A 19,937-nucleotide genomic window follows, 5' to 3' on the forward strand; every position below is an offset into this window, starting at 1 on the left:
CATGACGTGAGGGGGCGGCGGGCGTGAAGGTGCGCAGGGGTGTGCGGGGCCTGATGGTGGGGTCCTTGGTGTGCTGGGGAGTACTTGGCGGGGCCTCGGCCTCGGCAGGAGCCGGCAGCGCTGCCGATTCCGCGTACTCCGCCGATTCCGCGTACTCCGCCACCACCGGCGTCGGCGTCCACAACGCCTACGAGAAGGACAAGTACCCGTACTTCGCCGACGCCCTCGACTCCGGCGCGGGGATGCTCGAACTCGACGTATGGACCAACGTCTTCGGCAGCGGCTGGCGGGTCTCCCACAGCAACCCCCTCGGCAACAGCAACAACTGCGAGAACGCCCGCAGCGCCGCCGAGCTGCGGACCAAGCCGCGCAACCAGAGCCTCGCCGGGTGTCTCCAGGACATGCGCAGCTGGCACGACGCCCACCCCGGGCACCGCCCGATCCTCGTCAAGGTCGAGCTGAAGGACGGGTTCCAGGCGAAGAACGGGCGTGGGCCCGCCGAGCTCGACGCGCTCCTGAAGAGCGTGCTCGGCGACGCCGTCTACCGTCCGGGCGAGCTCGCCGCGGGGCACGCCACCCTCGACGACGCCGTGCGCGCCAAGGGCTGGCCCGGGCGCGCCGAGCTCGCGGGGAAGTTCGTGGTCGAGCTGATCCCCGGCACCGTCGAGCAGGGCAACCCCGCCGACACCCTGTGGACCGACCGCGAGTACGCCACCCATCTGCGCGACCTCGCGGGCAGGGGCCGCCTCGGCGACGCCGCCGCCTTCCCCGCCGTGCTCGGCGCGGCGGCCGGCGATCCGCGCGGACGGTACGCGGACGCGTCGATCCGGCCGTGGTTCGTGCTGTTCGACGGGGACGCCTCCGCGTACGCGGGCGGCTCCATCGACACGCGGTGGTACGCCGACCGCCGCTATCTCGTCGTCATGACCGACGCCCACAAGGTGGCCCCGGTCATCGACGGAACGCGCCCGACCGAGGCGCAGGCCAGGGAGCGCGTCGAGCTGCTCGCGCGGCGGCACGCCAGCATCGTCTCGGCGGACTGGTATCCGCTGCCGGGCGTCCTGTCGACCGTGTTGCCGCGCGGCTGACGCGGGAGAACCACTGACGCGGGAGAGCCGCTCAGGACACAGGCCTGCCGTGGAAGAGCCGCTAGGACACAGGCGCCGTCACGGCTGGATCCGGATCCACACCGGCGCGTGGTCCGAGCCCGCCGCGTCCCTGCGCACCGCCGGATCCCCGTCCGCCACCGACGGCAGCGCGGCCGCGGAGGCACCCTCCGCGCCGGTGCCCGCGGCCCGCACGTGGTCCAGGAGGCCCCGGCTCACTAGGACGTGGTCGATGAGTTCGCGCCGGCCCGCGTGGATACGGGAGAAGCGCTGCTCCTGCGGGATCATCGGGGCCACGTTCCACAGGCGCGTCGCGTCGCCCCGGTCCGGGTGGTCGAACCCGGGCGTGCCGATCTCGGAGCCCGGCGGGCCGAGCAGGATCTGCGTCGTCGCGGCGCCGACCTCGTCGTTGAGGTCCCCGAGCACGGCGACGTCGTGGTCACGGCCGTCCCCGCGCAGCAGCCGGTCGGCGAGCGCGCGCACCACGGTGGCCTCGGCCGTGCGGCGGTACAGGGCGTAGGCGCCGAACCGCGCGCGCTCGCCCTCGTCGCGCGGCTGGAAGCGGCCGCCGGGGTACGAGAGCAGCTTCGACTTCAGATGGCAGACCACCGCGTCGAAGAAGAACGCCCGCGTCGACACCGTCACGGCGAGGATCCCGCGCCCGGTCCGCGCCGTCGTCCGCCCCTTGTCGTCGACCTGCACCGGGCGCATCGGGTCCAGGAGGCAGTTCTGGTCGGTGACGACGGCGACCGGGAGGCTGCTGAGGAAGCCGACCCGGATGCCCCGGTCGTCCGCGTGCCGCGAGAGCGTCACGTGCCAGGTGCCTTCCAGCATGCCCGCCAGGTCTTCGAGGGCGGCCGGGTCGCCGACCTCCTGCACGCCGAGGACGCTCGGCCGCAGCGCGGTGATGGTCGCCGCGAGCGAGGCCAGCTTCGCCTCGTACGCCGCCTTGTCCCTGGGCCCGAAACGCCCGCCGGGCCGGTAGAGGTTCTCCAGGTTCCAGGTACCGATGATCATGGCCGACTCCCTCGTGGGCTCCCTTGCGGCTCCCCCTCGGCCGATCGGCGGGTGAGGCCAGCGTGCCCGCGAATCCCCGTCCGCGACAGGGCCGCCGGATGCGCACTCGCACTACCGTGAAGGGATGACGCCGCCTCCCGCGCCGGGCCCCGCCCACCTCATCACGCCAGGCCCCGCCGACCTCGTCGTCACGGGCTGCACGGCCCTGACCCACGACCCGCAAGGGCAGATCGTCTTCGTCGACGACGCGACGATCGTCGTACGTGAGGGAGTCCTCGCCTCGGTCGCCGCGGGCGGCGCCGGGGCGGTCCCGGACGCCGCCGAGCACATCGACGGGCGCGGCACCGTCGCCCTCCCCGGGCTCGTCAACTGCCATACGCACACGCCGATGGTGGCCCTGCGCGGCATCGCCGAGGACCTGCCCGCCCACGCGTGGTTCAACGACTGGGTCTGGCCCATCGAGTCGAACCTGACCGAGCACGCCGTCGGGCTCGGCGCGCGCCTCGCCTGCGCCGAGATGATCCGCGGCGGCGTCACCGCTTTCGCCGACCACTACTTCGCCATGGACGCCGTGGCCGCCGCGGTCGAGGAGAGCGGCCTGCGCGCCGTGCTCGGCCAGGCGTACTTCAGCTCGCAGGGCCCCGAAGGGCGCGCCTCCTCCCTCGACTTCGCGCTGCGGCAGCGGGGCGCCGCCGACGGACGCATCACCACCTGTCTCGCCCCGCACGCGCCCTACACCGTCGACGACGCCGACCTCGCCGCCACCGCCGAACTCGCCCGCGAGCACAACCTGTTGGTGCACATCCACGCGGCCGAGAACCGCGAGCAGACCGAGAACAGCCTGGCCCGGCACGGCCGCACCCCCATCGAGATCCTGGAGCGCGCCGGGCTCCTCGACACGGACGTACTCCTCGCGCACGTCACCGGCCTCGACGCGGAACGCGACCTGCCCGCGCTCCGCCGCGCCGGCGGACGCGTCGCCGTCGCCTCCGCGCCGCGCGGATACCTCAAGTTCGGCTGGGACACCACGCCCGTCCGGGCCCTGCGCGAGGCGGGCATCCCGGTCGGCCTGGCCACGGACGGCGCCGCGTCCAACAACACCCTCGACGTGTGGGAGTCCATGACGCTCACCGCGCTCGTCCAGAAGAACGCCGAACGGGACCCCACCTGGCTCACCGCCCGCCAGGCCCTGGACCACGCCACCCTGCAGAGCGCGCGGGCGGTCGGACTCGGCGACGAGATCGGCAGCCTCGCGGCGGGGCGGCGGGCCGACTTCGTCCTGGTGGACGTGACCGGGCCGCACACCCAGCCCGTGCACGACCTGGCCGCCACGCTCGTGCACAGCGCACGCTCCGGCGACGTCCGCACGACGGTCGTGGCGGGCCGCGTCCTGATGCGCGACCGCGAGCTGCTCACGCTCGATGTGCCGGACATCGTGGGGGAGTTGAACGCGCTGCTGCCCGAACTCGTCGACCGGAGCCACGGGAAGCGGATCCAGGAGTACGAGGGGTGAGCGCGGGAGCGGCCGACGCGCTGCCTAGGGTGGGACCATGGCGACCACCGCGCACCAGAACCCCGCCGCCGACCCGGCCCACGGACTCCTCGACGACCCGTACGCCGTCTACGCGCGCCTGCGCGACACCGCGCCCGTGCACCGGATCGAGGGCACCGACGGGACCCCCGCCTGGCTCGTCACCCGCTACGACGACGTGCGCGAGGCCCTCGCGAACCCGCTGCTCTCCCTCGACAAGAGCCACGCCCTGCCCGGCAGTTACCGCGGCTTCGCGCTGCCGCCCGCGCTCGACGCCAACCTCCTGAACATGGACCCGCCGGACCACACCCGCGTCCGGAAGCTCGCGGCACGCGCCTTCACCCGGCGCCGCGTCGAGCAGCTGCGCACCCCCGTCCGGCGCACCGCCGACACCCTCCTGGACGCGGTCGAACCGCGGGGCGGCGCCGACCTGATCGCCGCGTACGCCGCGCCGCTGCCGATCACCGTCATCTGCGACCTCCTCGGGGTGCCCGACGCGAGCCGGATCGACTTCCGGGGGTGGACCGACGCCCTGGTGACGCCCGACCGGAGCCGCCCCGAGAAGGCCAGGGAGGCCGTCGTCGCCCTGCTCGGCTTCTTCACCGGGCTCATCGCCGACAAGCGGGAGAACCCCGCCGAGGACCTCCTGTCCGACCTGGTCGCGGTGCGGGACGCGCAGGACCGGCTGACCGAGGACGAGCTGACGTCGCTCGCCTTCCTCATCCTCTTCGCCGGGTACGAGAACACCGTCCAGCTCATCGGCAACGCCGTCCTCGCCCTCCTCGACCACCCCGAGCAGCTCGCGGCGCTGCGCGAGAACCCTGCGCAACTCCCCGCCGCCGTAGAGGAGTTCCACCGCTACGACGGGCCCGCGCCGCTCGCCATCCGCCGCTTCCCCGTCCAGGACATCACCATCGCGGGCGTCACGATCCCCGCGGGCGAGACCGTCCTGCTCTCCCCCTCCGCGGCCAACCGGGACCCCGGCCGCTTCGCCGACCCCGACCGCCTCGACATCACCCGCGACGCCACCGGGCACCTCGCCCTCGGCCACGGCATCCACTACTGCCTCGGCGCGCCCCTCGCCCGCCTGGAGGCCGAGGTCGCGCTCGGCGCGCTCATCGAGCGGTTCCCGCGCCTCGCGCTCGGCGTGCCGAGGGACGGACTCCGGTGGCGTCCTTCGATCCGGGCCAGGGGGCTGCTCGAACTCCCCGTGATTTTCTGAAAGTTCTTCGCGCGCGAGCGATGAGTTCCGCGAACCCCGCAGGTCCACCCTTCGCAGACGTACGCGCCCGAAGGGTGGAGGAGACACGCCATGGGACTTCCGGACATCGTCACGCGCGAGGAGTGGGCCGCGGCGCGTGAGGAGCTGCTGGCCAAGGAGAAGGCGGCCACCCGCGCCCGCGACGCGCTCAACGCCGAGCGGCGCGCTCTGCCGATGGTCGCGGTCGACAAGGAGTACTACTTCGACGGCGCGGACGGGAAGGCCACCCTGCTCGACCTCTTCGACGGCAGGGACCAACTCGTCGTCTACCACTTCATGTTCGCCCCCGAGTGGGACGCGGGATGCCGCAGCTGCTCCGGGTTCCTGGACCAGATCGGACACCTCGCGCACCTGCGGGCCCGCGGCACGAACTTCGTCGCGGTCTCGCGTGCGCCGTTCACCAGGCTGCTGGCCTTCAAGTCCCGCATGGGCTGGACCGTTCCCTGGTACTCGACGAACGGCGGCGACTTCAACTACGACTTCGGCGCCTCCTCCGTCGAGGAGCCGCACGACGTGCCCGCGATCAACTGCTTCCTGCGGGACGGCGACCGTGTCTTCCACACGTACGCGACGTTCGCCCGCGGCCTGGACGGCCTCGGCTCCACCACCAGCCTCCTCGACCTCACCGCGCTCGGCCGCCAGGAGGAGTGGGAGGAGCCCAGGGGGCGGGCGTCGGCCCTCGGCGCCCCGGCGGGCAGCGCACGGGTGCGGTACCACGACGAGTACGAGGACTGAGGCGGGCGCGATCCGTACGAGGACCGAGGCGGGCGCGATCCGGCGGCCGGATCGGCACGCCCCCGGGGAGAACCCTGGGAATCGCCTCAACTTCGTGTCAGTTGGGTCACGTTGCGATCCCTTGAGGGGGGTCCGTGCGTTCTCCTCAGTACAGAGTCTTCGGACTGCGTACGAAGCGAGAACAGAACGACACGGGGGACAGGATCATGAGGAACGGACGAGTGGTGTTGGAGCGGTTTCCCGCGGGCGGACCGCGCGGTTCGTGGCCCGCGGAGGAGTTCGCGCGGGCCCGCCGGCAGGAGGGGCGCCCCGCGGAGGTCGTGATGGACCTCGCGTCGGACGCCTTCCTGGTGATCGTGCGCGAGCCGCGGGAGGCCGAGGGGATGGCCGCGGCCGCGTGAGCCGCCGCCCGGCGGCGCCATGGCTGTCAGGAGCGGTAACAGCAGCGGTAACAGCACCAGGTGCAGGACGGTGAGGACGCTCGCCGCGGCGATCAGTGAGATCATCGCGGTCACCACGCGCGTCGCGACGGTGATCATGCGGCGGGCGGACGCGGCGCCGTACCGTGCGGTGTCGAGCACCTCGTGGAACGCGCCGCCCTCGCCCGCCGAGGGGTCCGCGTCCGCCACCCGCTCCGCGTCCACCATCCGCTCCAAGTACTGCTCGGCGGCGACGCGTTCGACCTTCGGCTCCAGGCGGCCCGCCGCGTAGGCGGACGCGGCGCGCAGCAGCGCGGCGGCGAAGAGCACGCAGGCCATGGCGATCAGTGCGGGGCCCGCGCCGCGCAGCCGATCCTCGATCGGCGCGTCCGTCATCAGGCGCGCGAGCACGCTGTTCACCGCGAACAGGCCGACCGCCTGGGCGAGTCCACGGGCCAGCTCCGCGCCGAGCACGATGCGCGCGGCCTGCCGGTCGGCCTGCCACGCGAGCCTGAAGCTCGCCCCGAGCAGCGAGGGCAGCCGCCGCAGCAGAGCGCCGAACCCCGGCTGCAGGAAGGCGTCCTCGTACTGCGACCAGCCGGTCTCGTGGCGCGGACGGCCACCGAGGAGGAGCTCCTCGGACTCGGGCGTCGGTGAGGTGGGGGCACCGGATGGGTTCTTCGCTTCGTCCAACCTGATCTCCGTGTCGACAGGGCGAGCGGCCACTATCGCGGCGCCCGCGGGGCGCGGGCAGGGCGCGTGCCGACTCCGCCACGGCGTATCCGGAGCACGCCCGGGGCGCTCGCCACAGCACAGGGGCGGCCGGGGCGGTTGCAACCCCGGGCAACTCTTGCCCGGTCATCGGGCCCGGGGTGCCATACCCCATGGACGCAACTCCGTACCCGTACAGGCAGAGGAGTTATTCCGTGACCGACACTCTCCGGACCTCCGGGGTCCCCCGTGCGCACGGCCTCGACGGGCCCGCGCTCCTTGCCGCCTACCGCACGATGCGTACCATCCGTGGCTTCGAGGAGCGGCTCCACGAGGAGTTCGCGACAGGTGACGTCCCCGGCTTCGTCCATCTGTACGCGGGCGAGGAGGCCTCCGCGGCCGGGGTCTGCGCACACCTCGACGACGAGCGCGACGTCATCGCCTCCACCCACCGGGGCCACGGCCACTGCATCGCCAAGCACGTCGACGTGAAGGCGATGATGGCCGAGATCTACGGACGCACGACGGGCTCCTGCCACGGCAAGGGCGGCTCGATGCACATCGCCGACCTCTCCAAGGGCATGCTCGGCGCCAACGGCATCGTCGGCGGCGGGCCGCCCCTGGTCTGCGGTGCCGCGCTCGCTGCGAAGGTGCGCGGGGACGGCGGGGTCGGCGTGGCCTTCTTCGGCGACGGCGGCAGCAATCAGGGCACCACCCTGGAATCCCTCAACCTCGCCTCCGTGTGGCAGCTCCCCGCGGTCTTCGTCGCCGAGAACAACGGCTACGCGGAGGCCACTTCGGCGACGTGGTCGGTCGGCGGCGGCTCCGTAGCAGCCCGCGCGGCGGCCTTCGGGATGCCCGGCGTGACCGTCGACGGCTTCGACTTCTTCGCGGTGCACGAGGCGGCGGGCGAGGCCGTCGAACGCGCCCGCTCCGGGGGAGGCCCGACGCTGATCGAGGTCCGACTGACCCGCTATTACGGCCACTTCGAGGGCGACCAGCAGACCTACCGGGCCGACGAGGTGCTGCGCGCACGCACCGAGCTCGACTGCCTGCTGCGCTTTCGCGCGGCCGTGGTCGGCGCGGGCGAGCTCACGGACCGGCAGCTCGACGAGGTGGACGCCGAGGTCGCCCTGCTGATCGACGAGGCGGTCGCCGAGGCGCGGGCGGCACCTCTGCCGACCCCTGCGGACCTGGAGACGGACGTCTACATCTCGTACACCTGACGCGCATCTGAGGGGAGTTGGGGCCGGATGGCACGCAGCATCAGCTACCGCGAGGCGATCAACGAAGCACTGGCGCAGGAGATGGAGCGCGACCCCTCGGTCGTCGTCATGGGCGAGGACAACGCGGGCGGCGCGGGCGCGCCCGGCGCGGACGACGCGTGGGGCGGGGTGCTCGGGGTGACCAAGGGGCTCCAGCCCCGCTTCCCCGGGCGGGTGTGGGACACGCCGATCTCGGAGTCGGCGTTCATCGGGGCGGCGGTCGGGGCCGCGACACGCGGTCTGCGCCCGGTCGCCGAGCTGATGTTCATCGACTTCATGGGTGTCTGCTTCGACCAGATCTTCAACCAGGCGGCGAAGTTCCGGTACATGTTCGGCGGCAAGGCCGTCACCCCCGTCGTGATCCGCACGATGTACGGGGCGGGGCTGCGGGCGGCGGCCCAGCACTCCCAGGCCCTGTACCCCGTCTTCACCTCCGTGCCGGGGCTGAAGGTCGTGCTGCCCTCGTCGCCGTACGAGGCGAAGGGCCTGATGATCCAGGCGATCAGGGACGACGACCCGGTGATCTTCTGCGAGCACAAGGCGATGTACGACGTGGTGGGCGAGGTCCCCGCCGAGAGCTACACGATCCCCTTCGGCGAGGCGGACGTCGTGCGGGAGGGCGCGGACGTCACCGTCGTCGCGCTCGGCCGGATGGTCTCCGTGGCCTGCGAGGCCGCGGACGAACTGGCCGCGTCCGGGGTGCGGTGCGAGGTGATCGACCCGCGCACCACCAGCCCGCTGGACGCCGAGACGATCCTGGAGAGCGTCGAGCACACCGGGCGGTTGGTGGTCGTCGACGAGGCGGGTCCGCGCTGCGGCATGGCCGCCGACATCTCCGCGCTCGTGGCCCGCGAGGCGTTCGGCGCGCTGCAGGCACCGATCGGCACGGTCACGGCGCCGCACACGCCCGTGCCGTTCAGTCCACCCCTGGAGGACCTCTACATGCCGGACGCGGGGCGGGTCGCCGCGGCGGTCAAGACCGCCGTCGAGTGGAAGCCGTGACGGGGGCGGCGACAGGGACGGGGGCGGCGCAGGACCCGCGGATCACCCCCGTGACCCTGCCCAAGTGGGGCCTGTCCATGACGCGGGGGAAGATCACCGAGTGGCTCGCGGCCGAGGGGGACACGGTCGCGGCGGGCGACGACCTCGCCGAGATCGACACCGACAAGATCGCCGGGACCCTGGAGGCCCCGTGCGACGGCGTGCTGCGCAGGATCGTCGCCGAGGCCGGCGGCGCGGTGCCCGTGGGCTGCGCCATCGCCCTGATCGCCCCGGTGGACGTACCGGAGGCGGAGATCGAACGGGCGGCGGCGGACGCGCGGGAACACCTGGCGCGCGGCGTACCGGTCGAGGACGAGGCGGGTCCGGTCACGGGGGTCGCCCGCGTCCAAGGCGCCGCCCTCGCGTACGCGACCTCGGGCGCCGGTGAGGCGGAGATCGTCCTCGTACACGGCTTCGGCGGCGACAAGAACTCCTGGCTCTTCGTGCAGGAGGCGCTCGCCGCGCGCCACACCGTGTACGCCCTCGACCTGCCGGGCCACGGAGAGTCGGCCAAGGACGTGGGCGACGGCGGTCTGGACGCGCTGGCCCGCGTCGTCACGGGCTTCCTCGGCGCGCTCGGCATCGAACGCGCGCACCTGGTCGGCCACTCGCTGGGCGGCGCGGTCGCCGTGGCGGCCGCGGCCCGTGCCCCGGACCGCGTCGCGTCCCTGACCCTCCTCGCCCCCGTGGGCTTCGGCCCCGACGTGGACGCCTCCTACCTCAGGGGCTTCGCGGCGGCGCGCACGCGGCGCGAACTCAGGCCGCACCTGCTGAAGCTCTTCGCCGACGAGGCCCGTGTGACCCGGCAGTTGGTGGACGACCTGCTCAAGTACAAGCGCCTGGACGGCGTGGACGAAGCGCTGCGGACGCTGCTCACCACGTTGCTCACGGAGTCCGACACCCCGGCCCTCGACGTACGCAACCTGCTGAGCGGCCCGGCGGCGACGATCCCGGCGGTCGCGCTCTGGGGCTACGAGGACCGCATCGTCCCCGCCTCCAACGCGGCGTCCCTGAAGGGCAGGGCGGAGTTCCGCCTGGCGCGGGGCGCGGGCCACATGCCCCACATGGAGACACCGGGGGAGGTGGTGGCGGCGGTGGAGGAGGCGGTGGCGAACGCCGGGCGCTGAGGGGCCGTTCCCGCCCGCGCTAGGCGCTGAGCGACCGTTCCCAACCCGGCGCCGTCCCGGTCACCCGGCACAGCGCCAGGTACAGGGGAATCGGAGGCGTGTAAGGAACCTCGTCCTCCGGCCGGTTGATCAGCACGGGCTGCCGCCAGGCGTCCCGCACCACGGCCCCCGCCGAGTAGGCGACGGGCGCGGGCCACTCCATGGCGACGTCGGAGTCCGCGGGGACGATCCACCACCAGCGCGGCCCGTCCTCGTACACGCAGCCCACGCGGGGCAGCCGGGACATCAGCCGGGGGCCGAACGCCGCCGGCACCGCCACCGCGTCGCAGCCGAGCGGCTCGGTCATCCCTTCGGGCAGATCGAGCCGCAGGGGTGGTGGTGTCGGCGCTCCGGCACGCTGCCGCTGCCGCGACAGACGGACCAAGGTGTTCAGATCCAACGGCCGCACCGTACCCGCGCTCACATGCCCCCCGCCCGCGTTACTGCCACGCTCGACTCACTCACGAACTACGAACCACGAACTACGAACTACGAACTCGAACCAGGAACTCGAACTGAGAATTGAGAACCAAGAACTGAGAACCAAGAACTGTGAAAACTACGCACACGCGGACGCCGACGACGCCGTCGTCACCGTCCGCCGCAACTCCGCCCACACCGTGAGCCCGATCCCGGGCCCCGCGTCGTGGACGCCCCACGCGCTGCTCACCGCGTCGACAAGAAGCAGTCCCCTCCCGTGCTCCTCGTCGGCCCCCCTGTGCACCGGGTGCGGCGTTCCTGAACCGCACCCTTCGTCACGTACGGCTATCCGCAGCTTCTCCGGATCCGCGCAGAGCTCGCAGATGATCCGCCGGCTCGCGGTGTGCACCACGGCATTGGTGACCAGTTCGGAGAGGACGAGTGCCGCCGCGTCGCGGGCGTCGTCGTCGCACACGGCCCATCCGTCGAGCTGCTCGCGCATCAGGCGTCTGGCCTGTGCGACGGAGCCCGGACGCGGGGCGAGGGCGAAACTGACGCAGACCTCCGCGGCCTCGGGCCACGCCTCGGCGAGATCGCCAAGACGGCCTCCGGCGGCTTCGGTTCCTAACGGCGCGGGCGGAGTCACGCTCTCCACTATCGCCCCGCCCGGAACACCTTGGCAAGGGCCACTCTGAAAAGTGCACAGTGGCGTGTGCCTTCGAGAGCGCGCATGGCACACTGCTCGCTACAGCTCGCGGTGCGGTGTGAGTTGAGGCAACGCGGAGTCAGGTGGAGGTAGGAGACAGTGAGCGAACCGCGGTCCGCGCCGACCGTAGGTCAGGTCGTTCTCGGTCGTCGCCTGCAGGATCTGCGCGAGAGCGCGGGCCTGAAACGCGAGGAGGCCGCGAAGATACTGCGCGTCGCCCCCGCCACCGTCCGCCGCATGGAGACGGCCGAGGTCGCGCTGAAGATCCCGTATCTCCAGCTGCTCCTGAAGTCCTACGGTGTCGCGGACGACGAGGCCGACGCGTTCGTGACCCTCGCCGAGGAGGCCAACAAGCCGGGCTGGTGGCAGCGGTTCCACGACATCCTGCCGGGCTGGTTCAGCATGTACGTCAGCCTGGAGGGCGCGGCCAGCCTCATCAGGTCCTACGAACCCCACTTCGTGCCCGGGCTCCTGCAGACCGAGGAGTACGCGCGCGGCGTGATGCGCTCCGGCGCCATCGGCCAGACCAGGCCCGAGGACATCGACCGGTATGTCGCGCTGCGCATGGAACGCCAGGCGCTGCTCACCCGTGAGGACGCGCCCCGGCTGTGGGTCGTGATGGACGAGACCGCGCTGCGCAGGCCCGTCGGCAGCGCCGACGTGATGCGCGAGCAGCTCGACCGGATGCTCGAAGCCACCGAGATGCCGCATGTCACGCTGCAGATCGCGCCGTTCTCGGCGGGGCCGCACCCCGGGACGTACGGACCGTTCGTGCTCTTCAGGTTCGCCATGGCGGAGCTGCCCGACATGGTCTACAGCGAGTACCTGACCGGCGCCGTCTACCTGGACGCGCGCAAAGAGGTGGCCACCCACCTGGAGGTCATGGACCGCATGGCGGCGCAGGCCGCCACCGCACAACGCACGAAGGAGATCCTCAGGGATCTCCGCAAGGAGCTGTGACATGGACCGACATCGAGCCGGAACGCGCCCAGCCGGTCCGCGTTCACCCGGAGCCCGCGACGACTCGCGCAGTGAACCCCGCGGCGAGTCCCGGATCTACAACGGCATGCCCGCCCGTGACCTCGGCAACGACGGCTGGCACAAGCCGTGGAGCGGCGGCAACGGCGGCAACTGCCTGGAGGCCATGAAGCTGGCCGACGGGCGCGTCGCGGTGCGCCAGTCCACCGACCCGGACGGCCCCGCGCTCATCTACACGCGTGGCGAGATCACCGCGTTCATCCAGGGCGCGAAGGCGGGCGAGGCGGACTTCCTGCTCTCGTGACCCCCGCCCGACCGTCAGTCCGTCGTCGACCTCTGGAGCGCACATGACCGACCCGTCGTACATCGACACCAGCAAGCCGCACCCGGCACGGATGTACGACTGGTTCCTGGGCGGCAAGGACAACTACCCGGTGGACGAGGAGATGGGCCGCCAGCTCGTCGCCATGGACGGGCGGGTCCTGACCACGGCGCGGGCCAACCGGGCGTTCATGCAGCGCGCCACACGCTGGCTCACGGGCCATGGCGTGCGGCAGTTCCTCGACATCGGCAGCGGGATACCCACCGAGCCGAACCTCCACCAGATCGCCCAGGGGATCGCGCCGGACACGCGCGTCGTCTACTGCGACAACGACCCGATCGTGCTCGCCCACGCCGGGGCGCTGCTGCGTTCGACGCCCGAGGGCGTCACCGCGTACATCCAGGCGGACTTCCGCGAGCCGGAGAGGATCCTGGAAGAGGCCGCGCGGGTCCTGGACCTGGACCGGCCCGTGGCCCTGTCGCTCGTCGCGCTGCTGCACTTCATCGCGGACGAGGACGGTGCGTACGAACTGGTGGACCGCCTGATGCGGGCGCTGCCGTCCGGCAGCCACCTGATGCTGTCGCACGGCACCGGCGACTTCACCCCGGAGACGGCGAAGCGGGCCGCGGAGCTGTACAAGGCGCGCGGCATGACGCTCGCGCTGCGCACGCGCGCGGAGGTGGAGCGCTTCTTCGAGGGGTACGAGATGGTGGACCCCGGGGTGGCGGTGGTCGACCGGTGGAAGCCGGAACTGGGGGAGCGGGCACCGGAGTCGGGGGACGGGCCGACTCCCGGGTACGGGGCGGTCGCGAGAAAGCCCTGACGGGGCAGGCCGCGGCCGTGCGCAGGCTCAGGTCAGCGCGAGGACGAAGGCCGCCGTCGCGCCGATCGACGCGACACCGCGGACGTGGTTCCACGCCGTCCACTCCTTGACGTACGTACGCCAGTACGCCGCGCCCTCCGCGCTGTCCGGGTCGACCTTGGCGAGGGCGTCGTTGCGCGGAATGTTCGCCGCGACGGTCACCCCGAACGAGCCGACCAGATACAGCGCGCAACCGACCAGCAACTCGACGGTGCCCTCGTCGGGCCAGAGCACGAACGTCACGACGGCGAGCACCACGCACAGCCCCGTGGCACCCAGGAAGATGGCCATGAAGGCCGGGGTGACCGCGGCGACGTTGATCCGGTTCATCGCGGCGATGCCCTGGGCCGGCGGCAACGCGGCCAGGCCCTTCATCACCATCGTCGAGAACGCGGCGAAGACCCCGGCGGCGAGTCCGCAGGCGAGCGCCCCGAGCACGGCGAGTGCGAAGTACGGTCCGTCGATCATGGCAACTCCCGTGGGTACTGGGGCGATTACATCCGGACGGGCGGCCCGCGGCTGACTGATCCTGCACGGCGCCTGTCATCACCACAAGTCAATTGCCACGAGCGCCGAACGGCCATACGTGACACCCGCGCTCCCATACGCGGCCGTCTCGGCTACGCGGCCGTCTCGGCTGTGGTGGGCACGACGCCGTCTCTGCTGTGGTGGGCGCAGCGCTTGAGCCCGGGCACCGATTCACCGAGCCTCAGGAAACGCTCCCGACCCCCGGTTCCCGCCACTCCCGCAACACCGCCTCCACCCCAGGCGCAATCCTGCGCCGCGCCTCCCCCCGAGGCACCCCACTCATCAGCAGCCGGTCGTAGGGCGTAGCCGCATGCCGCACCGCCGCCACGACCGCCGCCCGCACCGCCCCCTCCGAAAGCGCCCGCCCCGCCGCGCTCCGCCCCACCCGCCCACTGCCCCGCACCGAGGCATGCGCGGCGATGGCGTCGGCCCGCTCCCCGGGGCACCCGGGAAAGAGCCTGCGTATCTCCGCGGCGAACGCCCGCGTGAACCGCACGTCCTCCGCCGCCCGCCGCGCCGCGTCCCGCACCCTGCGCCGCGCCCGCGCCTCCGCGTCCGCCAGGCACCGCTCCTCGGCACGGGCGAGCGCCGCCTCCTCGACGAGGACGCCCTGCCGTTCGTAGCGCGCGCGGCGCCGGTGGAAGCGGACGACGACCGCGGAGAGACCACTGCCCTCGCGGGCCCGCCGCGTGAGCGCCGTGTCGCCGCGCGGCAGGTACACGAGGTGCCCGAGGTCGGCGCAGTCCAGGCAGCGCGGCTCGCCGCCCTCAAGGGCGAGCAGCGGCAGTGGCCCGGAGCGGCACTCCGCGCAACGGCGCCGCTTCAACGGCTGGTAGACCACGAGCCCTGCCATGCCCGTTACCTTCCCCGTCGCGGTGGCCCACGACCGTCCCTCCGCGCACGCCGCGGCACCCGGCATCATGGGTCCGTGCGACTCGAACCGATCACCTGGGAACGCCTGGCCGACACCCTCGCCGACCGCCTGCTCGACCTGAAGGCGGCCGACGGCGGCGCCTGGCCGCGGATCGCCTTCGACGGCGCGCCGGCCGCAGGCACCGGCGACCTCGCGCGCCGGGTGAGCGACGCGCTGCGCCTGCGCGGTCGGATCTCGCTCGTGATCGGCACGGAGGACTTCCTGCGGCCCGCGTCGCTGCGGTTCGAGTACGGCCACGAGGACGTGGAGGCGTACTACAGCGGGTGGTTCGACACCGGGGCGCTGTGGCGCGAGGTGTTCGGGCCGCTCGACCCCGGCGGCACGGGCCGGGTCCTGCCCGACCTGTGGGACCCGGCGGCCGACCGCGCCACCCGCAGCCCGTACGTCCGACTCCCGCCCGGCGGCCTGCTGTTGCTGCACGGCCCGCTGCTCCTCGGCCACTGGTTCCCGTTCGACCTGACCGTGCACGTGCGGCTCTCGCCGGGCGCCCTGAGCCGGCGTACACCGCGGGCGGAGCAGTGGACGCTGCCGGCCTTCGAGCGGTACGAGACGGAGACGGACCCGGTGGCGGCGGCCGACGTGGTGGTGCGGGCGGACGACCCGCACCACCCGGCGTGGAGCGGCTGACCGGGGCCGGCACCGCCGGCCGGCTCCGGATGCGGGCCGCACCGGGCGCCGCGAGAATGAAGGGCGCCGGGACCAGCGGCGCCTGCGCGCCGCTCCGGACACTGCCCGGCAACGGGAGGTAGTGATGACCACCGCCGGAGACATCATGCACCGGGGCGCCCAGTGGATCCCCAGGCACGAGACCCTGGACCGCGCCGCCCAACTGATGCGCGAACTCGACGTGGGCGCACTGCCCATCAGCGACGAGAACGAACGGCTCTGCGGCATCCTCACCGACCGTGACATCGTCGTCGGCTGTGTGGCCATGGGCCACGACCCGGCCAAGGTCACCGCGGGCGACATGGCCAAGGGCACGCCCCGCTGGATCGACTCCGGCGCCGACGTCGACGAGGTCCTGCGGGAGATGCAGGGCCATCAGATCCGCCGCCTTCCGGTGATCGAGAACAAGCGGCTCGTCGGCATGATCAGCGAGGCCGACCTGGCCACGCACCTCACCGACGACCAGCTCGCGGGCTGGGTCGAGAGCGTGTACGCCAAGAGCTGACGCGCATGCCCGGAGGCGGCGCGCATGTCCGAGGCGGCGCGCATGCCCGGGGTGCGCCTTTCACAACCAGCCGTTCCGCCGGAAGCCGCGGTACAGCGTGAAACAGATCGTCGCGATCACGCACATGACCAGCGGGTAGCCGAACTGCCAGTGCAGCTCGGGCATGTGGTCGAAGTTCATGCCGTACATACCACAGACCATCGTCGGCACCGCGATGACCGCCGCCCAGGCGGTGATCTTCCGCATGTCCTCGTTCTGCGCGACCGTCACCTGGGCGAGGTGCGCCTGGAGGATCGAGTTCAGCAACTCGTCGAAGGCGGCGATCTGTTCGGCGGCCCGCTTCAAGTGGTCGTCGACGTCACGGAAGTACGCCTGTATCTCCGGGGCGATGACCCGCATCGGCTGGGTGGCGAGCACCTGGAGCGGACGGCCGAGCGGGACCACCGCCCGCTTCAGTTCCAGCAGTTCGCGCTTGAGCTGGTAGATGCGGCCGGGGTCGGTCCGCTCGCCGTCCCGGGCGAAGACGTCGGACTCGACCTGGTCGATGTCCGACTGCACCGCGTCCGTCGCCGCGAGGTAGTCGTCCACGACCTGGTCCGCGATGGCGTGCAGCACCGCGGCGGGGCCCTGGGCGAGCTGCTCGGGCGCCGCCTCCAGCGCCTCGCGCAGCGGGCCGAGCGAGCCGTGCCTGCCGTGCCGGACGGTGATGACGAACTCCCGGCCGACGAAGACCATGATCTCGCCGGTGTCCACCACCTCGCTGGTCGCGGTGAGTTCGGTGTGTTCCACGTAGCAGACGGTCTTGAAGACGGCGAACAGCGTCTGGTCGTACCGCTCGACCTTGGGGCGCTGGTGCGCGTGCACCGCGTCCTCGACGGCGAGGGGGTGCAGGTCGAAGAGGTCGGCGATGCCCGCGAACTCGTCCTCCGTCGGCTCGTGCAGCCCCAGCCAGACGAAGCCGTCGCCGTTCTTGCGGACGCGCTCCACCGCCTCGACCAGATCGCGGGCGGACGGCTGGCGCACCCCCTCGCGGTAGGTCACGCAGTTCACCACCGACGAGCCCAGCGGGGAGCGCGCGGGGTGACTCAGGTCGACGCGCCCGGCGCGGTGGCGCAGCCGTGCGACCTTCCGCAGGCCGCCGACCGTGCGCAGGCCACCGGCCTTGCCCAGGCTTCCGACCTTCCGCAGATTGCCTGCCATCGACATGTGGGGCTCCTTGCACCGACGACTTGGCGTGCCAGTCTGCCAGTACGTTCCGACACTTCGCCGAGGGCTGTGGGAACGGAGTATTCCGCCCCGGAACATCCGGTTCTGCTACTCGGGAGCAAGCGGGACAACTGGGATGATCACGGCATGACGCGAATCGACGGACATCTCCTCGACCCCCGGCAGTACTCCGATCCCGGACAGCTCTCCGACCACCGCCGGCTCCCCGACCACGGGCCGTCCGCGGCGCAGTCGCGCTCCGACGCCTTCGCCGCCCTCTTCGACCCGACGACCTTCGGGCACATCGAACGCCTGGGCATCGGCCCCGGCTGGCGCTGCTGGGAGGTCGGGGCGGGCGGCACCTCCGTGATCTCCTGGCTCGCCAAGCGGGTCGGCCCCACCGGCCGCGTCCTCGCGACCGACACCGACACGTCCTGGCAGACGCGGGCCGCGCGCTCGCCCCTGGAGGTACGGAAGCACGACGTCGCCGTCGACGCGCCGCCGGTCGAGGGCTTCGACCTGGTGCACGCGCGCCTGGTCCTGGTCGAAGTCCCGGACCAGGAGCGGGCCTTGGCGTCGATGCTGCGGGCGCTGCGGCCCGGCGGCAGGCTGCTGATCGAGGAGGCCGATCCGGCGCTGCAGCCGCTGGCCTGCCCCGACGAGCACGGCCCCGCACAGGAGTTGGCGAACCGACTGCGCCACGGGGTGCGCGCGCTGCTCGCGGAGCGCGGCGCCGATCCCGCGTACGGGCGCCGGCTGCCGGGGCTGCTGCGCGAGGCGGGCCTGCGCCAGGTGGAGGCCGACGCGTACTTCCCGCTCGCCTCGCCCGCCTGCGCCGCCCTGGAGACCGCGACACTCCGTCAGCTCCACCCGGAACTGACGGCCGCGGGCCTGGCCACGGCAGAGGACATCGACGAGCACCTGGCGAACGTCGCGACGGGCACCTTGGACCTGGCGACGGCGCCGTTGATCGCGACGTGGGGGAGGAAGGCGTAGGGCACCCCCGGGTGGGGGTGCAGTCGTCACTGCCGGGCACCTGGCGACGGCTTCGGTTGTTGTCGCCGGGTTCTCGGCGGCGGCTGGGGTTGTTGTTGCCGGGTTCTTGGTGGCGGCTGGGGTTGTTGTTGCGGGTTGTTGTTGCGTGTTCTTGGCGGCGGCTTCGGTTGTTGTCGCCACGTTCCTGGCGGCGGCAGCGGCTACTGCCGCCGTCGCCAACCGGCCGCACCGCCGCTCCGGCACTCCCCGCCGCCTCCGGGAGCGGTGGCGCCCGCCGTGCTCCGCGTCGCCACCTCCCGCTACGTCCCCATCGGCGGCGGCCTGCCTCCCACCTGTTCCACGGCCCGCGCCCCCGCACCACACCCCTCGCCCGCCGCCTCGCGGAGCCCCGCGCCGCCGAGTCGCGCGGCGAGGAACGCGCCGGTGAACGCGTCGCCCGCGCCCGTCGAGTCCCGCACACGCGCGGGTGGTGCGGGGGCCCGGCCGAGCACCTCGCCGCCCCGCGCCACCCACGCCCCCTCGGCGCCCGACGTGACCACCACAGAGGGGAAGCGGCGGCTCAGCTTCGACGCCGCGTCCGCGGGATCGGGCAGCCCGGTGAGCAGCTCCGCCTCGGCGCGGCTCGGCAGCAGCGTCTCCACCCCGTCCACCGCCGAGAGGAACCGCTCGGCGCCCGACTCCGCGAGGAACCCCACCGACGCGGGATCCACGCTCACCGGCACCCCACGCGCGCGTGCCGCGGCCAGAGCGGTCCGTGCCGCCGCGCGGCCCGGCTCGGCGAAGAACAGGTAACCGGACAGGTGCAGCAGGGCCACGCCGTCGAGCAGTTCGGGCGACCAGTCGGCGGGGGAGAGCCGCAGCGAGGCGCCGTTGTCCGTGAGGAACGTCCGCTCGGCCGCGGCGGCCCCGTCCACCAGGCAGATCACCGTCCCCGTCGGCTCGGCGGGGTCGACGACGAGCCGGGGCCGCACGCCCGCGCGCGTGAGGGCGTCCTCGTGCCAGGCCGCCGCGTCGGCACCGACCCGCCCCAGGAGAGCCACGTCCGAGCAGCCCCAGTACGCCGCCCAGCACGCCACGTTGGCACCCGCGCCGCCGGGCACGGTACGGATCTCCGCCGCGGTGTCGGTGCCGGTGAGAAGAGCCGTGCGGTGCCGGGCGACGATGTCGGTGACGACGTCCCCGACCACCAGCAGCCCGCCCTTTGCCGCCCCCGCACCCCGCGGGCCCACGAACGGATCAGGCCCGCCACCCCGCGCGTGGCCGGTCCCGCGCGGGGCGACAGCCGCCGCCTCCGCGCCCCGGCGCGTTGCCTCTGCTCCCCGGTTCGCTGCCTCCGCGCCGCGGCGCGTTGCCTCTGCGCCCCGGCCCGCCGCCTGCACGCCCCGGTCTGCTACCTCCGCACCCCGGTCCGTTGCCCCTGTGCCCTGGCCCGCCGTCTCCGCACCCCGGCCCTCCGCCTGTGCGCCCCGGCCCGTTGCCTCTGCGCCGCGGTCCGCCGTCTCCGCACCCCGGCCCGCTCCTTCGGAGTCGGCCCTCGCAGGACCGCCCTGGGACCGCTGGCT

Annotated in this window: 21 protein-coding genes and 1 pseudogene; 14 read left to right on the forward strand and 8 right to left on the reverse strand. The window is 72.9% G+C overall.

Going from position 1 to position 19,937, the window contains the following annotated elements:
- Positions 1 to 53: 53 nt before the first annotated feature.
- A complete protein-coding gene (locus ACZ4D5_RS06845) occupies positions 54 to 1,088 on the forward strand; it encodes a phosphatidylinositol-specific phospholipase C domain-containing protein (protein ID WP_467771502.1) in 1,035 nt (344 codons plus the stop codon).
- Between the two features lie 78 nt (positions 1,089 to 1,166).
- Here the strand turns inward: ACZ4D5_RS06845 and ACZ4D5_RS06850 are convergent, their stop codons facing one another.
- A complete protein-coding gene (locus ACZ4D5_RS06850) occupies positions 1,167 to 2,123 on the reverse strand; it encodes an endonuclease/exonuclease/phosphatase family protein (RefSeq protein WP_467771250.1) in 957 nt (318 codons plus the stop codon).
- Between the two features lie 124 nt (positions 2,124 to 2,247).
- On the opposite strand from ACZ4D5_RS06850, the gene ACZ4D5_RS06855 reads away from it, so the two are divergent.
- From ACZ4D5_RS06855 to ACZ4D5_RS06870, 4 genes are all read left to right on the forward strand, one after another.
- Positions 2,248 to 3,636: an amidohydrolase gene (locus ACZ4D5_RS06855; protein WP_467771251.1), complete on the forward strand. Its 1,389-nt coding sequence runs from the start codon at positions 2,248 to 2,250 to the stop codon at positions 3,634 to 3,636.
- A 37-nt stretch (positions 3,637 to 3,673) separates the two neighbouring features.
- Positions 3,674 to 4,876 carry a cytochrome P450 family protein gene (locus tag ACZ4D5_RS06860; protein WP_467771252.1) on the forward strand — a complete coding sequence of 401 codons (1,203 nt, stop codon included), beginning with the start codon at positions 3,674 to 3,676 and terminating at the stop codon, positions 4,874 to 4,876.
- Between the two features lie 90 nt (positions 4,877 to 4,966).
- Positions 4,967 to 5,650: a DUF899 domain-containing protein gene (locus tag ACZ4D5_RS06865; RefSeq protein WP_467771253.1), complete on the forward strand. Its 684-nt coding sequence runs from the start codon at positions 4,967 to 4,969 to the stop codon at positions 5,648 to 5,650.
- Positions 5,651 to 5,856: 206 nt separating this feature from the next.
- The gene (locus ACZ4D5_RS06870) at positions 5,857 to 6,051 is read left to right on the forward strand and encodes a hypothetical protein (protein WP_467771503.1); all 195 of its coding nucleotides are present in this window, start codon (positions 5,857 to 5,859) and stop codon (positions 6,049 to 6,051) included.
- Here the strand turns inward: ACZ4D5_RS06870 and ACZ4D5_RS06875 are convergent.
- Positions 6,049 to 6,762 (reverse strand): annotated as a pseudogene (locus ACZ4D5_RS06875) (ABC transporter ATP-binding protein); the annotation flags it as partial. The gene ACZ4D5_RS06870 and the pseudogene ACZ4D5_RS06875 sit on opposite strands and share 3 nt — an antisense overlap.
- Positions 6,763 to 6,995: 233 nt before the next feature.
- On the opposite strand from ACZ4D5_RS06875, the gene ACZ4D5_RS06880 reads away from it, so the two are divergent.
- The 3 genes from ACZ4D5_RS06880 to ACZ4D5_RS06890 are packed head-to-tail and all read left to right on the forward strand — an operon-like array spanning position 6,996 to position 10,213.
- Positions 6,996 to 8,006: a thiamine pyrophosphate-dependent dehydrogenase E1 component subunit alpha gene (locus ACZ4D5_RS06880; RefSeq protein WP_467771254.1), complete on the forward strand. Its 1,011-nt coding sequence runs from the start codon at positions 6,996 to 6,998 to the stop codon at positions 8,004 to 8,006.
- Between the two features lie 27 nt (positions 8,007 to 8,033).
- Complete coding sequence (locus tag ACZ4D5_RS06885) at positions 8,034 to 9,047, forward strand: alpha-ketoacid dehydrogenase subunit beta (protein ID WP_467771255.1); 1,014 nt, start codon at positions 8,034 to 8,036, stop codon at positions 9,045 to 9,047.
- A gap of 50 nt (positions 9,048 to 9,097) precedes the next feature.
- Complete coding sequence (locus ACZ4D5_RS06890) at positions 9,098 to 10,213, forward strand: acetoin dehydrogenase dihydrolipoyllysine-residue acetyltransferase subunit (RefSeq protein WP_467771256.1); 1,116 nt, start codon at positions 9,098 to 9,100, stop codon at positions 10,211 to 10,213.
- Between the two features lie 19 nt (positions 10,214 to 10,232).
- On the opposite strand, the gene ACZ4D5_RS06895 is transcribed toward ACZ4D5_RS06890, so the two are convergent.
- Complete coding sequence (locus ACZ4D5_RS06895) at positions 10,233 to 10,652, reverse strand: hypothetical protein (protein WP_467771257.1); 420 nt, start codon at positions 10,650 to 10,652, stop codon at positions 10,233 to 10,235.
- Positions 10,653 to 10,811: 159 nt separating this feature from the next.
- Complete coding sequence (locus tag ACZ4D5_RS06900; protein ID WP_467771258.1) at positions 10,812 to 11,318, reverse strand: ATP-binding protein; 507 nt, start codon at positions 11,316 to 11,318, stop codon at positions 10,812 to 10,814.
- 159 nt (positions 11,319 to 11,477) lie between these two features.
- On the opposite strand from ACZ4D5_RS06900, the gene ACZ4D5_RS06905 reads away from it, so the two are divergent.
- The 3 genes from ACZ4D5_RS06905 to ACZ4D5_RS06915 are packed head-to-tail and all read left to right on the forward strand — an operon-like array spanning position 11,478 to position 13,501.
- Positions 11,478 to 12,338, forward strand: a complete 861-nt coding sequence (locus ACZ4D5_RS06905) for a helix-turn-helix domain-containing protein (protein ID WP_467771259.1) — start codon at positions 11,478 to 11,480, stop codon at positions 12,336 to 12,338.
- 1 nt (position 12,339) lies between these two features.
- Positions 12,340 to 12,660 carry a DUF397 domain-containing protein gene (locus tag ACZ4D5_RS06910; protein WP_362335267.1) on the forward strand — a complete coding sequence of 107 codons (321 nt, stop codon included), beginning with the start codon at positions 12,340 to 12,342 and terminating at the stop codon, positions 12,658 to 12,660.
- A 43-nt stretch (positions 12,661 to 12,703) separates the two neighbouring features.
- Positions 12,704 to 13,501 (forward strand): SAM-dependent methyltransferase, encoded by a 798-nt coding sequence (locus ACZ4D5_RS06915; RefSeq protein WP_467771260.1) that lies wholly within the window; start codon positions 12,704 to 12,706, stop codon positions 13,499 to 13,501.
- A 27-nt stretch (positions 13,502 to 13,528) separates the two neighbouring features.
- On the opposite strand, the gene ACZ4D5_RS06920 is transcribed toward ACZ4D5_RS06915, so the two are convergent.
- Complete coding sequence (locus ACZ4D5_RS06920) at positions 13,529 to 14,008, reverse strand: anthrone oxygenase family protein (protein ID WP_467771261.1); 480 nt, start codon at positions 14,006 to 14,008, stop codon at positions 13,529 to 13,531.
- Positions 14,009 to 14,249: 241 nt separating this feature from the next.
- Positions 14,250 to 14,921, reverse strand: a complete 672-nt coding sequence (locus ACZ4D5_RS06925) for a DUF2293 domain-containing protein (protein WP_467771262.1) — start codon at positions 14,919 to 14,921, stop codon at positions 14,250 to 14,252.
- A gap of 75 nt (positions 14,922 to 14,996) precedes the next feature.
- Here ACZ4D5_RS06925 and ACZ4D5_RS06930 point away from each other — a divergent pair, with 75 nt between their 5' ends.
- Together ACZ4D5_RS06930 and ACZ4D5_RS06935 are read left to right on the forward strand one after the other, a co-directional pair.
- Positions 14,997 to 15,629 (forward strand): nucleoside/nucleotide kinase family protein, encoded by a 633-nt coding sequence (locus ACZ4D5_RS06930; protein ID WP_467771263.1) that lies wholly within the window; start codon positions 14,997 to 14,999, stop codon positions 15,627 to 15,629.
- A gap of 124 nt (positions 15,630 to 15,753) precedes the next feature.
- Positions 15,754 to 16,173, forward strand: a complete 420-nt coding sequence (locus ACZ4D5_RS06935) for a CBS domain-containing protein (protein WP_467771264.1) — start codon at positions 15,754 to 15,756, stop codon at positions 16,171 to 16,173.
- Positions 16,174 to 16,233: 60 nt separating this feature from the next.
- On the opposite strand, the gene corA is transcribed toward ACZ4D5_RS06935, so the two are convergent.
- Positions 16,234 to 17,379, reverse strand: a complete 1,146-nt coding sequence (gene corA, locus ACZ4D5_RS06940; RefSeq protein ID WP_467771265.1) for a magnesium/cobalt transporter CorA — start codon at positions 17,377 to 17,379, stop codon at positions 16,234 to 16,236.
- Between the two features lie 147 nt (positions 17,380 to 17,526).
- On the opposite strand from corA, the gene ACZ4D5_RS06945 reads away from it, so the two are divergent.
- Complete coding sequence (locus tag ACZ4D5_RS06945) at positions 17,527 to 18,375, forward strand: methyltransferase domain-containing protein (RefSeq protein WP_467771266.1); 849 nt, start codon at positions 17,527 to 17,529, stop codon at positions 18,373 to 18,375.
- Between the two features lie 299 nt (positions 18,376 to 18,674).
- Here ACZ4D5_RS06945 and ACZ4D5_RS06950 read toward each other — a convergent pair whose 3' ends face one another.
- Entirely contained in the window at positions 18,675 to 19,604 is a 930-nt protein-coding gene (locus ACZ4D5_RS06950; protein ID WP_467771267.1) for a carbohydrate kinase family protein, read from the reverse strand.
- Positions 19,605 to 19,937 lie beyond the last annotated feature (333 nt).

Source organism: Streptomyces sp. NPDC025651 (assembly GCF_055558735.1).

What these genes read in the sequence shown, in the direction of transcription:
- ACZ4D5_RS06845 (WP_467771502.1), top strand. Translation starts at nt 54, where the DNA reads ATGGTGGGGTCCTTGGTGTGCTGGGGAGTACTTGGCGGGGCCTCGGCC.
- ACZ4D5_RS06850 (WP_467771250.1), bottom strand. Translation starts at nt 2,123, where the DNA reads ATGATCATCGGTACCTGGAACCTGGAGAACCTCTACCGGCCCGGCGGG.
- ACZ4D5_RS06855 (WP_467771251.1), top strand. Translation starts at nt 2,248, where the DNA reads ATGACGCCGCCTCCCGCGCCGGGCCCCGCCCACCTCATCACGCCAGGC.
- ACZ4D5_RS06860 (WP_467771252.1), top strand. Translation starts at nt 3,674, where the DNA reads ATGGCGACCACCGCGCACCAGAACCCCGCCGCCGACCCGGCCCACGGA.
- ACZ4D5_RS06865 (WP_467771253.1), top strand. Translation starts at nt 4,967, where the DNA reads ATGGGACTTCCGGACATCGTCACGCGCGAGGAGTGGGCCGCGGCGCGT.
- ACZ4D5_RS06870 (WP_467771503.1), top strand. Translation starts at nt 5,857, where the DNA reads ATGAGGAACGGACGAGTGGTGTTGGAGCGGTTTCCCGCGGGCGGACCG.
- ACZ4D5_RS06885 (WP_467771255.1), top strand. Translation starts at nt 8,034, where the DNA reads ATGGCACGCAGCATCAGCTACCGCGAGGCGATCAACGAAGCACTGGCG.
- ACZ4D5_RS06910 (WP_362335267.1), top strand. Translation starts at nt 12,340, where the DNA reads ATGGACCGACATCGAGCCGGAACGCGCCCAGCCGGTCCGCGTTCACCC.
- ACZ4D5_RS06915 (WP_467771260.1), top strand. Translation starts at nt 12,704, where the DNA reads ATGACCGACCCGTCGTACATCGACACCAGCAAGCCGCACCCGGCACGG.
- ACZ4D5_RS06920 (WP_467771261.1), bottom strand. Translation starts at nt 14,008, where the DNA reads ATGATCGACGGACCGTACTTCGCACTCGCCGTGCTCGGGGCGCTCGCC.
- ACZ4D5_RS06925 (WP_467771262.1), bottom strand. Translation starts at nt 14,921, where the DNA reads ATGGCAGGGCTCGTGGTCTACCAGCCGTTGAAGCGGCGCCGTTGCGCG.
- ACZ4D5_RS06935 (WP_467771264.1), top strand. Translation starts at nt 15,754, where the DNA reads ATGACCACCGCCGGAGACATCATGCACCGGGGCGCCCAGTGGATCCCC.
- corA (WP_467771265.1), bottom strand. Translation starts at nt 17,379, where the DNA reads ATGTCGATGGCAGGCAATCTGCGGAAGGTCGGAAGCCTGGGCAAGGCC.
- ACZ4D5_RS06945 (WP_467771266.1), top strand. Translation starts at nt 17,527, where the DNA reads ATGACGCGAATCGACGGACATCTCCTCGACCCCCGGCAGTACTCCGAT.